Source organism: Phragmitibacter flavus (genome assembly GCF_005780165.1).
In the GTDB taxonomy this organism is placed as follows: Bacteria; Verrucomicrobiota; Verrucomicrobiia; order Verrucomicrobiales; family Verrucomicrobiaceae; genus Phragmitibacter; species Phragmitibacter flavus.
This window is the reverse complement of sequence record NZ_VAUV01000003.1, coordinates 163,183-181,959: the sequence shown is the minus strand read 5'-3', so window position 1 is coordinate 181,959 and position 18,777 is coordinate 163,183. Positions and strand designations below refer to the sequence as shown.

General features: G+C 58.4%; 1 protein-coding gene (only partly in view). It reads left to right on the top strand.

Annotation, left to right across the window (positions count from 1 at the left end; all coding sequences use genetic code 11):
* Positions 1–28: 28 nt before the first annotated feature.
* On the top strand, positions 29–18,777 hold the 5' portion of the coding sequence (locus FEM03_RS04230) for a calcium-binding protein (protein WP_138084942.1). 12,937 nt of this gene lie beyond the right edge of the window; only the first 18,749 of its 31,686 coding nucleotides appear in the window; the start codon lies at positions 29–31; its stop codon lies beyond the right edge, outside the window.

The window sequence follows — 18,777 nt, the reverse complement described above, 5'->3', positions numbered from 1 at the left end:
TCAGCGACAATGCGATTCTTCCTCCTTCATGGAACACCCCCAAAATAAGCGCAAATCGCGTTACAAAGCCCGGCCATTACGGCTGCGGGGGGAGTATGCGGGGGCCTATCTTTTGGAGGTTTTGGAGCCTCGAATCCTGCTCTCCGCCGGTCCGGTGGATGCGGGAGTTCCGGTTCCCGAGGTGGTTCAATCCACCTCCCACAGCGCTCCGGTGGATGTCTACCAGCAGGCCGAATTCGCCCTCTTGGAGACCCCCGATTCGGGCTCCCATTCGACTCAAAATATGGCCGAAACCGACTTCATGTTCGGTGAAACCCAGCCCTTGGAAGACGCCAGCGAACCCACCGAAACGGGGGTTTTGCCCGAACTTCCAGAGGCTCAAACGCCGGTGACCCTGCCTTCCGAATCGGAAGTTTTGGCTGATCAACCGACGGTGGATTTGCCTTCTGACGAGGGTCAATCGCTCAGTTTTGTGAGCAACAGCATCGGCGAAAACTTCGATGCTGATCTGTCTTCCGAGACGCTTGCCGAGCAGGATCCCACCCCCATTTTGGGAGGTGATCTGGACACGCCAATCCTGCCTGCGACGGATCAAACGGGCACCGAGCAGCAGCCAATTTCGGCGGGAACGAACTCCGGTTCGACCGCCACGGACACGCCAACTTCAACTGAAAATCACGATACTCAGGAGGGCACGACGGGAGATATTTCCAATCCGCATCCTGAGCAGATGGTCGAGGCATTGAATGCCGCCAATGGACCGCCGGAGGGTGAAAATCTTCCCGCACCTACTGTTTTAGACTCAAATTCCACTTATCTCGGCCATGCAGCCTACCTTACGGCTGATAACAGGCTGGGTGTTTTCATTTTCGGAGAGGTCGATCTCTGGAGTTTCCGCCCTGATCATCTGCAATCGCAGGGCATTACCGGCCTGATTTTCCACGGCAGCGATACAACCGATGACACGCTCACCGTTGACCTGGCTCGCGGCGACTTTTCTCTGTCCATCGAGTTCCACGGCGGCACCGGCGGATTCGACTCACTCGTTCTGAATGGCGCGACTGGCGGCAGCTACACTCCCGGCCAGGTTTTTGGAGACGGCGTCATTCAAGCCGGTCAAAACCAAATCTCCTTTACCGGTCTCGAACCCGTTTACGTGAATGGCGCATCGGTCAGCGGTTCCAATCCAGGATTGAGTGTCACCAATCCGAGTTTCACGTTTGTCACTCCGGGCGGCGTCGACAACATCTCGATTGATCGGGAAGGTTCGGATGTCGGTCCTGATCAACTTCGCATTTCCGGCACGAGTGGCGGCACCGCTTTTGAATACATCGTTTTCAAAAACATCCAGACGGTCACCATCAACACCGGCGCTAATGACGCGACCGGAGCATGGGACGATTTGATCACGATCAACGCGCCGCTTTCCGCGACGGGATTGCAGAGCCTCATCATTCTGACCGGAAACGGCAACGACACCGTCAATCTCAAAAAGCTGGCCGCGGACAACGGCGTGACGGTCACCCTGGATTTGGGATCGGGCACCAACACGGTGATCGGAGCCGAAATCGGCGGGACCTGGACCGTGACCGGATTGGACGCGGGCAATTTGAAGTCGGGAGCTGCCGCGACTGGCCTGGTGAATTTTACCGGCGTGCAAAACATCACGACCGGAACGGACTCGGACAACACGTTTGTGTTTAAAGCGGCCGGTCGTTTGACGGGCACGCTGACCGGCCATCAGGACAATGCCGACACGATCCTGATTGAGGTCGATGCGAAAGCGGCGGCTCAAACGGTGGCGTTCACTTTTGTTCCCGACACCACCAACGGCTCGGTGCTGGTCGGCGGGGTGACGGTCGTCAGTTATGTCGGAGTTCGCAGCGCGGCCAATCTTCAGTTCAACGGCACGGTTGGTTCGGACCAGATGCGTTTGCGTCGCGGCAATGTTTTGGATTCGGTGGTTCTGGAAAGCAGCAACGGGACTTTTGGAAACATCGACATCAGCGGCATGACGGACTCGCTCACGATTCGCGCCGGGGCCGGTGATGATCAGTTGACGGTCGACCCACAGATTTTCTCCGCGGATGTCGGTTTCCTGTTTGATGGTGAAGCGGGCAACGATTCGCTGATCATGGCGGCGGGAACTTCCGTCGGCGGATTGACGGATGGCAATAGCTACATCGTCATTCCTCATTTGACGGACACGAAAAAACTTCAGCTGGCGCTGGCCTCGTCGCCGACCACTGCGGTTGATCTCACCAGCATCGCGTTGGGTTCCGAGCACTACCTGTTGCTCGACTCGGCCAAAGCGTTTGTCGTTCCGCCCGCCGGGTTGTTGGAAGACACTTTGGTTTTTGTAGCCGATCACGGCTTCACCACCGGTCAGGCAGTCATTTACAACAATGGCGGCGGACGCAGCCTCGGACCATTGGTCAGCGGCGTGGTTTATTATGCGGTGGCCATTTCGAGCACGACCCTGCAACTCGCGCTCAGTTCCGAGTATGCACTTCGGGAGACGCCGGACACCATCAAATTGACGGACGGCGGATTAAGTCTGCCCAACAGCATTCATACCCTGCAAAAAGTTTTGGTGTTCGATCCGCTGCTCGGCCTGGATCTCAGCGGCAACACGATCACCACCACGTTTGAGCATGGGATTGAAATCGGCGCAGCGGTAGCGACGGTCAGTTATCGTGCTGGAGCGAAATTTGATTCGGCTCTCTACATTGCGTCCTCGAATCACAGCGGGATCGTCAGTCGCGACGACATGGGCGTGCAGTTCGTGGGAATGGAATCCGTGGAAGATCGTTCGCAGTCCAATGAGCGGATCGTTCGTTTGCCACAGGCGGACAACCTGGCCGTGGTTTCCAAAGTGGGTTCGCAAATCCACGTGACCAGCCCCGACGATGACTTTGTCGATTTCAAGATGGCCGAGCCTCTCGATTTCCTCAGCCTGGAACTGCTGAGCGGCAACAACACGGTGATCGTCGAGATGTTCGCTAAAAACGGATCGCTGGATTTCACCATTGATGGTCGCCCAGCCGGAACGGCGGACATTCCTGAAGTGAGCGGACTCACGGCGGTCAATCGTCTTGAGGTTCGCACGCAAGGAAACGGAAGCGCGCAGGATTTTGTGTTCAGTAAAATGTCGGGCGATGCGACCAGCGGCGATTTCACTTTCAATGGATCGACCTACCTTTCCTATCGCGGCATCGAAGACGCGCCTCATTTGTTGGTGAGCGGCACCAGTGCAGCGGACAACATCACCATCACGACTCCAGCGGTTGGACGCTTCCAGATCGCGTCCGATACTTTTGCCACCATCTCTGCCACCATGGCAGGCGGGTCGCTTACCATTGATGGCGCTGCGGGCAACGACACCTTCAATCTTCCCACTGGCGTGAGCGTCACCTCGCCGCTCACCTTGTTGGGCGGAGGCCACACGGTTTCAGACACCTTGAACATTGCTGGCACCTACCGCGATCTTACTTACGGCGGTTTTGAAGTCGTGACCGACAGCGCGACCACGGTCCGCCGCACTTTCCTCGGAACCGATGGTGCCAATGATGTAATCGAACTGCGTAAAGGCACGGGTTCCCGACTTGAGTTGGTGATGAACTCTTCTGTGATCGCTTTCAACGAACCGAGCGAACGTTTGCGCATCGTGACCTTGGGTGGCAACGATCAGATTACCGTAGATCTGTCCGGCCGCGCGGCCGGAACCAACAAAGACCTGACGGCGACGCTTGAAATCGACGGCGGAGCCGGAACCGACACCGTGACGATTGATGGTGGTCACTTCGCTTCGATGCAGGTCATCTCGGTCGAGACCCTGGATGACACCTCGGTCGTGGATGCGTTTTTCTTCCAGACCCCGGATGACGACAACCAAATCCGCATCTCCCGTGATGGAAATGGTCAGTTGAAGGTGGAAAGCCTCAACGGCACCTTCGGCTCCTTCACCCTGTTTGATCCTGCGGTTTCGTTCACCATTTTGGGCGGCGATGGCAATGATTCGTTTGTGTTCGCGGGCATCCTGACCCTCACCTCAGCCCTGACGCTGGCTGGCGGAAAAGGTCGCGATTCGATCTCCTTTAATGATGATCTGTTCCTTCCTGGCAAGACGCTGATCGCGGATGCTGAAACCATCACGGTCGCAGCGGGCAAGACCATTTCCACCCGGGTGGTCGCCACGGGCGCCAATCACCTGACCGCCAATTCCGTCGCGGATTCCGGCAGCATCTTCTTCAAATCAACCACCGCGACGGGCGACAGGCCGAATGGCACACGCGAGAATCACATCGAAACCATCACCGTGAATTCGGGTGCTCGACTGCTCACGCAAGGCACCGGTGGATTCGCTTTTGGAGACATCATGCTCCGTGCGGGCGCGCTGGGTTACACGGACAACTGGACAGTCAACTTCGTGGACGTTGAAGCCCGGGTCACGGTGAATTCCGCGATCATCAAAGGCGGCAAAGTTGACATCATCGCCATCGCTCGCGCCACCCAGCGCACCAGCTTCCTGCCCGAAGGTCTGGACGCGCTGCCGGCTCCGTTGATCGGCACCTTGCTGGGCGGCGCCGTTAACATTCCTTTCTCAGTTTCGGTGGCCGATGCGAGGGCGATCATCGAACTCAAAGGCAGCACCATCATTGAAGCCACGACCTTCAAAGCCGACGCCGATGCCAACACCAACGCGGCGGCGATGATTTTTGTCACCGGTCTGGGTGTGGTTTATCTGGAGTCGAATCCCACCGCCAATGTGATCGTGGAAAGTGGCGTTTCGATCACGGCCACCGGCAACGTAACCCTCTCCTCGAAAGCCGTCAGCATGCTTTCCGGCGCGGCGGTGGTGTTGAAACTGAGCCGCAGCGATGGATCGCCGGTGAACGTCGCTCTCGCCATTGGCAACTCGAAGGCTGAATCCAAAACGCATCTTCAATTGGGTTCAACCATCGTTTCCGGCGGAAATGTGCTGGTCAGTTCTGAAACGGTGTGGAACCATTCGCTTGCCGCCACGGCGGGGGCTTTCCGCAACGGCATCGTCGGCATTGCGGTCACGGTTTCGATTTTTGAAACGTCTTCGGATGCATGGGTCGACGGCAGCGTTGTCGCGAATGGCGATGTGACCGTCCTCGCCGACTCCCGCATCTTCACCTTCGCCAAAGACCAGCCAAACCTCACCGCGTGGAACTCGGCCAACTACGGTCGTAACATGTTTGTCTCAAGCGGCGCTGCTGGCAGTGGTGGCATCGCCAACAAAATCATCAAAGGCGTCTGGGCCGTTACCGCGCCGTTGCGCGTTGTTCGTAATTTGTGGATGGACAAGGTGAAGAGCAAACTTGGCTCCCTCGACAACACCAATGGCATCGCGGGTGCCATCAGTTATGGTGAGCAAACGCATCGCTCCAGTGCGCGCATCGGTAACTCCGCCACTTCCAGCGCGGCGGCTGGCAACCACGCCGTGGTGATTTCAAAAACCGGCAATGTGCTGGTCGTTTCCACCACCACTGATACGCCGCAAACGTCCGCCATTGCCGGGGTTGATTATTCGAATGCGCCGGACGAAGTGAAGAAAAAGGGTCTGTCGATTGGCATCACGATTGCCGACTTCATCTACGGTTCTGAAGCCTACATCGGCAAACATGCCGAGCTCGACGCGGCGAAGGTGCTCTCCGTTTATTCCGCATCCAGTCTGCCCTTTGACATCAAGTGGGCGGACGTGGGTCAAAACTCCGCCGAAGGCGCTGGTTTGGTCGGCCCGATTCTCGCGTCGGTCGTTTCAAAAGTGAACCCCAACGCCGGCATTCAAAACGGCTTCTTCACCTCGTGGTCGCAGGCCAGTGCGGTCACCCAGGACATTGCCATCGCCGGTGCCCTCAGCTATTTCGACTTCAATCCTTCCGCGCACAGCTACATTGATGAGTTTGCGAAGATCAACCAGAAGACCGTTCTCGACAGCGTGGCCGTGGTGCGCGCCGATCAGGAAGTGCTGGTGCAGGCAATTAGCGAAATCCAAACCATCAACCTGGTCGGTAACATCAGCTATCTCGGTCTGCCTTTCATCCCCGGCACCGCTTTCTATGGTCTGAAAAGCGGCAACGCCATCGGTGCGGCGGTGCTCATCCTTAATTACAACACCAACACGTCGGCCCAGGTTCGTCGCGGCGTGCTGCTCGATGCCAAAACGCTTTATGTCGCCGCTTCGACCGTTTCAGGCGCGATCAATTTTGCGCAGTCCGGTGGTTCAGCCAGCAAATACGGCGGCGTGGGCGGTTCCGCCGTAATCACCGTCGACAACCTCACGGTCGCCAGCATTGATGATGGCGCGACCATCAACGTCCTCGACGGACCGACGAAACTTCGCGATGCCTTGGGTGCGGTGGTTCAGAATGATGACCATGTCGACATCACCTTCGGCAGTGCCCTGAGCGTGTTTGCTTCCGATGACATCCGCATCGTCAACATCGGCGGCGGTTTCCTTCGCTCACAAAGTGTTGGCGTCGGCATCTCCATTCCGATTGCCATCGTCAACCGCGTCACCAAAGCCTATATCGGCAATGATCCTGATGAAGCGCTGGCCACGGATGACTCCGGCAACATCAATGCCACGGGCAGCATCGCGGTTCATTCCACCAATTCCGGCTACATCGCGAACGTCGGCATTGCCGGCACCTACAGCACCAGCGATCCGGTAAGCCCAACCGATCCGAACGCCAAGTTCACCGGCGGCGCGGGCGAGTATGGCATCGCCATTTCGGGTGACTTCACCATGAACGATGTCACGGACAAGACCTATGCGTTCGTCCGTCAGGCAGTCATTTCTTCCGGCAGTGGCTTGTCGATCGTGGCCACCAACTCCACCCAGCTCATGGCTCTTGGCGGATCGGTCGCCATCTCCGCCAATGATCCTCTGGCAAAATCGCCTGGTGGTCTTGCAGGTTCGGTGGCCTTCAATCAGGCGAACAACGAAACCAAAGCGTATATCCAGGATTCGAGCATCACCCTCAGCGGTGCTTTGCTGGTCAAGGCGGAGATCCCTGAACTTGAGTTCGCTTCTGGCATCACCCGTCCGAACTACATCGCGCTTGCGGCAGGCATTGGCGTGACCCTCGCGAACAACCTTTCCGGCACCAGCTTCAGTCTGGCAGGTTCGGTCGCCGTGAACGAGATTCATAACGACACCCGCGCGTATTTGACCGGCTCGACGGTGACGCTGACCAATGGTGGATCGGCCACCGTGACGGCGATCAATGACAGCATGATCGTGGGTGTCGGTGGCACAGTGGAATACGGTGGCCGGATCGGGGTCGGTGCCGCTGCTGCCATCAATGAAATTTCAGGAATCACGGAAGCCTATCTCGAAAACACCGACCTTTCCGCTGCCTCGCTCAGCGTATCGGCCAATACCGGTGGCGAGATCATTGCGGTGGCCGCTGCCTTTGGTTACAGCGGCACCACTCCGAAACCACCGGGTGGATTCCATGTCGAAATCGCCATCACGGTCAACACCATCACCAGCACTTCACGTGCGGCCATCATCGGCAATCGCACGGTTGATGGCACAGTCACCGCCACGTCAGGTGACATCACCCTGCGTGTCGATGACACTTCGGCGATCTATTCCGGTGCCGGCGCGGTGGCGGTCACGACGGGCACCGCAGCAGCAGCGGGTGCGGCACTTGCGTTCAATACCATCACCAATACTTCCCGCAGCATCATCTCATCCTCGCGGGTCACGGCCACGACCGGCAAAGTCAGTCTCACCGCCAGTTCCCGCCCTGAAATTATCGGCATCGCCCTTGGGGTCGCCGTTTCCACTGGTCAGGCGAAGTTCACTGGCGCAGGTTCCGTGGCTTCCAATGTGATCGTTACCACGGTGGAAGCTTCCATCCAATCCAGTTCGACCGTCACGGCAGGAGGCAATGTGGAGCTTCTTGCGGAAGATAAGTCGGAAGTGGACAGCTTCACCGGTGGCATCAGCGTGGCACTGGCAGGCAGAGGTGCCATTGGCGCTTCGATCAGCTACAACCGGGTTAGCAACGGCATCACCGCTTACATTGGTTCTTCGACGGTGACTTCCAATTCCGGCAACATCTCGGTGCGGGCGATTTCCACTCCTTTGATGGTTGCCATCGGCGCGGCGGGTGCGGGATCAGGCGGGGCAGGCAGCATCAATGGCGCAGGCACCATCACGATCAACTCCATCGCCAATGCGGTGGATGCGCACATCATGGGTTCCATTATCACCGCAACGGTCGGTGATGTGTTGGTCAGTGCTTCCGAAGCCGCCACCATGTATGTGGTTGCATTGGCCGGAGCCGGAGCCAGCAATGGAATCGCCATTGGCGGCTCGATTGCTTATAACTACGTCGGCGGCACCATTCAAAATCAGATGTCCGGCGGCGTTTCGCCTGATCCGAATGTTATTTCTTTTCTCAACGGTCCAGCCGGCATGCCGCTGCCTTCCGCCGCCGATGGCGACACCAATGTCCGCAGCGGCGTTCGTGCCTACATAGATTCTTCCGATGTCGAAGCCGGTGGGCGGGTGCAAGTCCTGGCGGGTTATCGCGATCCTGCCACGCTGGATGATCTCGGGCCTCTGGAAGTTTCCAACATCGTTTTCGCACCAGGTTCCCAAGCGAGCTTCTTTGCCGACAGCATTCGCTTCGCCACCGCTCATGGATTGACCACCGGTCAGCAGGTGGCTTACAAAAATGGGGGCACCGCCATCGGTGGACTGACCACCAACACCACTTATTATGTCATTGTCCTGGATGCCAACACCATCAAGCTCGCGGCCACTCAGGAAGACGCGTTTGCAGGCATCGGCATTGAACTGACGTCCAAAGGCAGCGCAGGCACCGACCAGATCTTCGCCATCAATGCGGACACGCGGATCTCATTCAAACCGGCTGATCTCGTCATCACCGGCAACCAGATCAACCTCGGTAAAGAACACAAGTTCGCCACCGGTCAGTTCGTGGTTTATCACAGCGGCATCAACGCGGCGGATCGTTTGGCCAACCTCATCGACGGCAAAGTCTATTATGTGACGGTGGTCGATGGCAACACCATCCGGCTCTCCGATCCAACCGCGACTTCCACCTTCATCACCGTTTCGGGCGGCGTTGGTGTCGATCACAGCCTCACCGCACTTGTGAGCAGCGGATTGAGTTTTGATCCATCGTCCAGTGCGGTCACCATTCACAACAACAACGCCAGTAGCATCAACCTCGGTTCCGGTCACGGCCTCAACACCGGGGACGCGGTCATCTACAAAAACGGTGGCGGCACCAACCTTGGCGGACTGGTCGACGGTCAAACCTACTTTGTCATTGTGGTCGGTTCTGATCGCATCCGTCTAGCCGCCAGCAGTGACGATGCGCTGTTGGACACGCCAAAATACATCGAGCTGTTGTCAGCCGGTGCGGGTTCCAATCATCGTTTCATCGTCAAACCAAGCGTCATCTCGGCAGGCGGCACCCTTCTGCCGTTGCCCGTTGCCATTGGTGCACAAATCGTCGCGGTCACCGCCGCCGGAGCTGGCGGAACGAAAATCGCAGGCGCTGGAGCAGTGAGTCTGAGCTTCATCCGCATGAGTGTGGATGCACACATCGCCAACATCACCGGTTCCAATGCCATCGTTGCCGGCGGCGGCATCAGCGTGCTGGCCGAAGACACGTCGCATGTGAACATGGGCACCGGCGCCATCGCCATCGGACTCAGCGGACCAGGGGCCATCGCGATTGGCGCATCGGTCGGATTGGCAGACGTTCGCAATGTGATTCAGGCCGGTATCGAGAATGCGAAAGTTCAATCGCTGACCGGTGCCGTCACCGTCAAAGCCTCCGAAACTTCGCGCATCATCAATGTGGTGATCGGCGGTGCGGGAGCGAGTGGTGCCAGCGGCATCGCTGCCGGTGGTTCCATCGCGGTGAACATCATCAAAAACCAGGTCGACGCTTACATCAGATCCTCTTCGGATGTCGAGGCAGCAACCAGCGTTTCGGTAGGGGCATTTGACACCAGCTCCATTGCCACGCTCGCCGGTTTCATCTCCGCCAGTGTCGGTGGCAAAGCGGGCGTTGGACTCGCCTTCGCCGTGAATGACATCGGCAGCACCATCCGCGCTTCCATCGACAACTCAGTCGTGTTTGCAGGAACCGATCTCACGGTGGAAGCCAAGTTTGCGCGGCCTGTCGCTCTTCCTCCCGGGTTGGATGCGCAGATTGCCGCGATGGCCGTGAGCGGTGGCGGAGCAGCGGACATTGCAGGCGCAGGTTCTGTTTCGCTCAACTGGATCCACAATCTGGTCGAAGCGCGCATCGCCAACATCGGCAACCTCAACACCGATGCCTCGCGCTACAACGGCGCGGAGATTTATGCGGGCAACAAGTTGAGCGTTCTGGCCAGCGACTCTTCCACCATCAACACGATCACCGGCGCCATCTCTGTCGCGGGTATCGGAGCCAAGGGCGCATCGGGTGCCATCGGCGCTTCGATTTCCTACACCTATATTGGCAACGATCCTTACAACGACACCTCCACCTTGGGCAACATCGTGCGGGCCGCCATCGAGAACATCAGCGGCACGATCAATGTGGGTCAGGTTGAAGTCAGCGCCACGAGCACCTCCAGCATCCTCAATGTCAGTGTGGCAGGTTCGGCGGCTGGCAATTTTGCGTTGGGTGCTTCCGTTGCCATCAACCGCATCCGCAACACGGTGGAAGCTTACATCAGCGGCACTGGATCGTTGACCGCGAGCAGCACGTCCAATCCGGCGGTGTTGGTGTCGGCAGTGAACGGGGCGGCCATCCGTGCTTTCTCCGGTGGCTTCGGACTCGCCATCAATTTGAAAAAACCGGTCGGTGCCGCCTTCGGCGTTTCGGTCTCCGAGAACAGCATCAATGCCACCACGTCCGCTTACATCGATGGCATGAGCGTGGTGGCTGGTGGTGATATTCGCGTGGTGGCCAACAACACCGGATCAAGCATCTGGGCACTTTCATTGGGTGCGGCGGTGGCGGTGTCCAGTCCGACGGGTGGCGGTGCGGTCAATGTGGCGGCCACAGGTGCAAGCACGCTGAACACCATCAACAGCAACACCAGTGCTTCCATCAAAAATCGTCGCCGTGGCGCTGCGAATGATCTGGCACCGATTCGCAGCACGTCTGGTTCCATAGAGGTTAGCGCCAGCGACACCTCGGAAATCATCGCACGTTCCGTTGGAGCTGCCATTGCGGTTGCCACCGGCAGTCCGGCCTCAGGCAGCGTGGCCATCGGAGTTTCCCTGGCCCGCAACTACATCACCAGCAACGTCACCGCCAATGTGCTCAGCGCGGATGTGAGTTCGGCAACGAGCACTTCGGTCACGGCTGAGGTCGAACGCTCCGTGACGGCGCTGTCGGTTGCCGCTTCGGTGGCTGTTGCCGCAGGTTCGCAAGTCGCGGTCGCTCTTAGTGGTGCGGGCGCAGAATCGACCAACGTGCTGCTCGGCAATACCAATGCTTATCTCGACAACAGCCGCGTGAACGCCGGCGGCAGTGTGACGTTGTCCTCCTCCGATATTTCCGACATCACGGCAGTGGTAGTGGCGGTGTCCGGCGGTGCGTTGTCCATCGGTGCAGCCATTTCGGACAACTACATCGGCTACAACAGCGATGGCGACCGGATTGGCAATCAGGTGCGCGCTTATAGCCTGAACTCCACTATCACGGCGGGCGGTGCCCTCAAGGTTTCGGCGGTGGCGGATGCAACAATTGACGCGCGGGTCGGTGCCGGTTCGCTTGGCATTACGGTGGGCGGCAGCGGTCTGGCCTTGAGCGGATCAGGTGTGCATGCCGAAAACCGGGTGGCCCTGCTCGCTCATGCGTTTGCCGATGGGGTCTCGCAAACTTCGAATGCGTTTGTCAACGGCATCACGGCCTCCCGCATTGAATACCAGGCGGAAGATACGACGACGATCACGGCAGAAGCCGGAGCGGTTTCAATTGCGGCGGCGTTGGGCAACAAAGGAATCGATGTTTCGATTTCGATCGGCGTTGGCCTTGCACGCAACACCATCAGCAGCGAGGCGCTCGCCTACATCAAAAATGCCGGTGGTAATGGCGTGACCACCACCAGCACGACCGATGGCGATATCTGGATCCACGCGAAGAGTGACAACACCATCACCACCACCGCCTTCGCTGCTTCGCTGGCCGCCTCTTTTGGAACCAACTCTGCGGGCATCTCCGGCGCAGGTGCGGAATCGACCAACGTCATTCTTACCAAAACCAACGCGTTCATTGAAAGCAGCACCATCGTTGCCGCCCGTCATGTGACGCTTGAAGCCACCAATGATTCCGACATTGATGCCATCGTGATGGCGGCTTCCGTCGGCGTGGGTATCGGTGCAGCCGGTGGGGTGGGCGCTTCTATCGGCGCTTCGCTGGCGCGCAACCATCTGGGTTACGACCTCAGCGGCAACCGGGTTCCGGTGGAGGTTCAGGCTTATGTGCTAAATTCTAGCATTGATGCCCGTGGCAACCTTACGCAGACCGCCACTTCCACTTTGACGATTGATTCCCTGGTGGGTTCCGGGTCAGTGGCCATCGCTGCTGGTGCCACGGTCGGAGTGGGCGTGAGCGGAGCCGGTGCTTCGGCCATCAACAAAAGCGCGGCATTGGTCCGGGCTTACATTGACGGAGTGGGCACAACAGGCATTCGTGCAGCCTCGGTTTCCCTGACCGCTTCGGATGAATCCTTCATTACGGCGAGAGTCGGTGCGGTCTCCATCGCGGCAGCTTTCGGCAAAGCGGGCGTTGCGGTCTCGATTGGAGTCGGACTTGCGGAGAACACGGTTAGCAACGAAGTCGAGACCTACATCAAAAACGCTCCGGCATCGGGTGTATTGCTCGGTGTCAGCACGGAACCCGGCAAATCTTCCTTGGATGGTTCGACCTTGCTCCGCGTCGGTGATCGCGTTCGGTTGGATGCAAACTACGCGGCTGGCGATTTCACTTCAACGGTGGACGGCACGGGCAAGAAAATCGTGACGATCGCCCAGGGCCAAACCGTGAAGCTGGGCTCCGACTACGCAATTGCCGCACTTCAGGCGACCACAACCGGTGTCAATTCAAGGACGGTTTCTTATGGCACCTTTGTGCAGGTCAATGGCGGATCGATCTATCGTTTCATTGTTTCGGCCACGGTCTCCGAAACGTTCGACATCAACGCCCAGGATTACACCAACACAGCCCGCTGGGCCAAAGTCAGCGGCGATGCGGGCGCGACTTATGTGTATGTCGGGGCCAATGGTTCGCTCGATCTCTCACGTCAGGAATATGGCAACACCGCCAACTGGAAGAAAATCGGTGGTGAAGCGGGCGCGACTTATCAATACATCGGTGCTGCGGGCAGCCGTGATCTGCGTCGTGAAGATTATACCGACACGGCGCTGTGGACCAAAGTTCAACCAGGCGACATCACTCTGACCTCCACCGAGAAAGCCACCATTGATGCCAAAGCGGTCGCGGCCAGTGTGGCGGTTGGCGGCGGCACGGGTGGAGTGGGCGTGAGCGGCGCCGGGGCCGATGCCACCAACATCATCCTCACCAAAACCAGCGCCCGGATTCAAGACGCCATCATCTCCAGCGCTCGGAACATCACTCTTACCGCCACGGACGAAACGACGATCACCGCCAAAGTGGAATCGATCGCTGCAGCTCTCGGTGTGGGCGCGGTGGCGGCGGGCATTGCGATCGGTGGTTCCACCGCCACCAACAACATCGGTTATCTCGCGAACGGGACGGAACAAGCGACCACCGTGACGGCCAGCATGACCAATGTGCAGGCGCTGGCGAAAGGTTCCATCGTTCTCTCGGCGATCGAGGATGCCAAGATCGAAGCCGAGGTCGAGAGCACCGCGGTGGCAGTGGCACTTGGCGGCGGCGGACTTGCGGCTTCCGGCGCTGGTGTGGGCGTTCACAACAAAATCGCCACGAACGTCAGTGCCTTCATTGATCAAAGTCGCGGCACGGGCATCACTTCGCTGGCGGGTGGAATCAGCCTGCTCGCTAAAGACACTTCGATCAGCACTTCCAAAGGCGGGGCCGCTTCCGTCGCTGCCGCAGTGGGGATTTCAGCCAACTCGATTTCAATTGGCGTCGCGGTGTCGAGCAGCAGTGTCAAAAACGTGGTTGAGGCTTATGTCCAAAATTCCACCCTGACGACCACGGCCGGAGATTTGACCATCACCGCGATCGAGTCGGCTACCGTCACCACCACTTCGCAGGCGGCCGCCGTTTCCGTCAACTTCAGCATCTCCGGGCTGACCCTAGCCGGTGGCGGTGCGGAGGCCAACAGCACGATCATCAGCACCACCCGCGCTTTTGTCACGGGCAGCACCCTCACCATTGATGGCGACCTGAACATCTCGGCCAGCAATGAATCCAGCGCGAAATCGGAGGTGCAGTCCACCTCGGTGGCGGTGGGCGTCATTGCCATCGCGGCAGGTGGATCGGTGGCCAACGCTGCGGTTTATCCTCGCGTAGAAGCTTTCGCCACGACCTCCGGAACGATTGGCGCGCGCAGCATCATGATCACCGCCGAGGCAAAACCGAAAGCCGAAGCCATTGCCGCCAGCCTCAACGTCAGCACCGGCCTCGCCATTGGAGTTTCCAAATCAAACGCCAACATCGGTCCGCAAGCAGGCACCGATATTTCGACGGTGGCCGCTTACATTGGTGGCACGATCAACGCCAACAGCCTGACGGTCATTGCGCTTCAATCGCTGCCGACCTCCGGCATTTCGGCCCATGCCACCGCCACCGGATCCACAGGTGGATTGCTGATCGGAATCGATGCAACCGTCACCACCTCCACCAACACCAGCGTGGTGAGAAGTTATGTGCTCGACGACAGCACGCTGACCATCCAGGGCGCGACGTTGATTTCCGCTTCGAACAACACCCGGCAGTCCGCCAATTCCAGTAGCGTGGCCGTCGGCGGTTTGGTCGCAGTGGGGGCTACCAATGCCACCGCCAATTCCAACAGCAGCACGAAGAGTTATTTCGGCAATCGCGTGAAGCTCACCGGATCAACCCTGAGCATCACCGCTTCCGGCGTCGACAACAACTACGCCGAAACTCGTGCGGGTGCCGGTGGCGTGGTGGGAGTCGCTGCGGCTCGGCCCACGACCAGCGGCAACAGCGCCACGCTCGCCGGGATTGGTTCCGGTTCGTCGACCAGGAACATCGATCTCACCACCCGTGGCACTGGTCAGCTGGTATTGACCGCCACCCACCAGAACATTTTTAACACGCGTGTTGGAACCGATGCCTATGGGTTCCTTTCCGGGTCGGGTGCTGAAATTGACAATCGTGTGGATTCCAGTGTCGACGTGAGCGTCGGGATCGGGGCAGACATCAAGGCGCGCGGCATTGACATCACGGCTACCAATCGAATCGACAAACCTGCCTTGGATGGCGGGCTCGACAACGTTTACGGAACCACTGGCGGACTTGTCAGCGCGGCGGGTGCCAACAGTGAAACCCGCGTGAGGCTTTCCACCGAGATTTCGATCGGGGCAGGTGCGAAGCTTGAGGTGATTGGCATCGTTTCCAATGATCGGGTCTTCAAACTCAAGGCGCTGAACATCATCAACGCGGTGGATACCCTGGCCTTCCTGACCGCCGGCGCGCTCGCGGGTGCTGGAGCCGATGCCCTGTTCGTCACCGACCTGATGGAAGCCATCGTTCGCATCGGCGCAGGCGCGAAGTTGCTCAGTCCCGGAGCACTTGATCTGTCGGCCCGTTCCCAAACCGATGTGAAGGTCACGGTTTCTGCCGAAACTTTTGGTGCCGCGACGGTCGCTCTGGGTGAGGCCGAAGTTCGCATCACTCCGGTCAATTCCATCCTGATTGAAACCGGCACTTCGTTGGCCACGGCCACGCAGTTGCGTGCTTTTGGAGATCTCAATCTGAGCGCGGGTCGCGGACCGGAAGCCGATCTGGTGGTGGCCGCAGACCAATACAAAATCGAAGCCCGCTGGGACGGCTTTGCAGGATCGGTGATTCCGATTTCCGACGTGAATGCCAACGCCTACCTGTTTGCGCAAAACTTCATCACCATTGGCGATCACGCTTTGCTGCAAACCGCGCGTCAGGCTTCGCTTTTCGCTGGCAAGGACGCCATCGGCTCCATGGTCGGCAAAGCGAAAACGGTCAGCTGGGTGAGTGCCATCGGCGATGCGCTCGGCGGCAACAATGCGGAAGCTTATGCGGGTCGCGTGCTGGCGGAAGTGCAGGGATTTGTCGAAATGAACGGCACGGTGGAAACCGGCATCGCGCGTGAACAATCATTGGTGTTGAGCAGTTGGAATGATGTGACCGGCCAGATCACGGGATACACCGCCAGCCCGGGCATCACCTTCACCACCAGCATCAAGCAGCTTGAAAGCAATCAGGTTCAGCAGCTTCGGCAGGCGCGCGTTGTGCTGGCCCAATTCGGCAACAAAAACGCGACGCTGAAGTCCTTCTACGAAACTGAGATTGCGCGTCTCGAAGCCGAATTGACCGCCAATGGCCAGCGCACCCTGGTGTGGAACGGCACCAGTTATGATGAGTTCTTCGCCACCCGCGAGGTGCTGGTGGTGACGATTGATCCGATCTGGGCACAGGGCGGTCGGATTGAAGTGAATGCCGATCAGTTGTCTGGCACTGGTGAGTTCATCGCGCCAAGCGACATCACGGTGGAGATCATCAACAACACGCCGTTCTTCATCGAACTGAAAGGCATCACCATTCCTTCCGTGGTGATGGGACTGTTCTTCAACGGCAACCTGATAAGCAGTCGGGCCGACGTCAACGGCATCAACGTGATGCAGGCCAACGCGGACAACGCCAACAACTACGACGGCGTGGACAACCTCATGATGGCACGCACCGCCTTGTTCACCGTTCCCGCTCTGGCCACCGGTTCGAACACGCCGCAGATCAGCGTCAAAAACACCCTCAACGTCAATACCGTGACGCCTTCCAGCGGCGGCAATTATCCATGGCCGAACATCACCGTGCTGGGACCTGATCAAGGCGGTCTCGGTCTTTACAACGATCTTGGCAATGTGCTCCTCGAAACCCACACCAGCGGCACCGCCAGCATCAACATTCTCGGCGCCGTGCGCGCGAAAAACCTTACGGTGATTGCCGGTGGCGATGTTTACGTCAGCGGCCTGACCAGTTATGCCGTCGGTGGTGAACCTGCCAGCCTGCTTGGACCTGCCACCACCGGCACCTATGGTGCGGGCACGGCCACCGCTCCGGGGGTTACTCCTGCTACCGAAGGTTCCACCGCCTGGAATCTCGCGATGGGTTCCACGGTTGGTATTCTTTTCAGCATCACTGACATCAGAGACTTCGATGCGATCATTTCCCGCTTGGTGGCCGGTTCAGATCGTCTTTCGCAACATATCTGGAGCCGCATCGACGCCGATACCAAAGAGCTTCTTCAGGATCGCACCGCCAGCCTGTTCCAGCGCGAGTCCGCTTTGGTGGATGCCCTCAATGACATCGTGCTTGGCTACGGCTTGTATAACTTTGGAACGCCACTCCTGGCGGCCGGCTGGTTGTTCAACGGCATCACCCTCGCCCAGGATGTGCGCACTTACGCCGTGGCCAACACCACCGGCGTCAACCTGATCCGCGCCAACCATCTTCTCATCCGTGACGCTTATGGCGTGGCCTTCAACAACGTCGCCAACTACAATCTCTACGGCGATCGCATCCACATTGAGGCCGAGTTCATCAACATCAATGGCGTGGTGCAAAGCGGTCGCGACACTTACACGCTGGTGCTCGACAACGGTCTGGCCCTTGCCGAAGCTCAATCGATGATCAATGCCGGTCAGGCGGGTCGCCTCTACCTGAGCCGTGTGTCGAAAGCCTATCCTGGTTTCTCCGTCTACTTTAACACCATCGAGAACCGTTTCGAAATCGATGAGCTTCGTGCCAGCGGCGGACATGTGGAACTCTTCGGCAATGTCGTCAACACCGGCACGGGCGAGCTCCGCATCCTGGGTGGTTATGCCACCATCAACATCACCAACAACACCGCGAAGAATTTGATGGTGAACCGCCTGGATGCTTCGCAACGTGGAGCAGGCACCCTGGTGATTTATGACAAGGCAGGTGGTTCGCCCTCTACAGGAACCAAAGATCCGGTCAACACCAACGTCCCTTACACCTCCATCTACCAGTGGACGCCGACCGGAGTTACCCTTTCCACCAATGGCTCCAGCAGTGCCAGCCACAGCGGAACCACCACCTTGTTGAACGGTTACAGCCACGTTTACAATCCAGCCACCGGCTGGCGTTATGGCTGGACCACAGAGGTTCAGCAAAACCTCATCAAGAAAAAGCGTTTCAAATCCGGTTCATGGGGCGGCTTTATTCCTGACGTGTTCCAGACCGAAAACATCGCTTGGGATTCCATTGAGGTGCAGGGCACCCCACGTTATGCCGGCAGCGGTCCTTATTACTACAAATATGTTTCGACCGCCGCCGATGCCAGCGGAGCCACCAGCGGCACCGATCCTTACAATTACAAACAGACCACGGTGAACAACAGTGACTCGGGTGTGCAGCTGGTGTATCACACGGATTACTGGACCTGGTATGGTAGCCACGTTTACATCAGCGATTATCAACAGGTCGTTGGTCAGTCGGTGATGCACACCCATTCCGTCGCTGCGGCGAAAACCATCAACATTAACTTCATCGGCGCACAGGA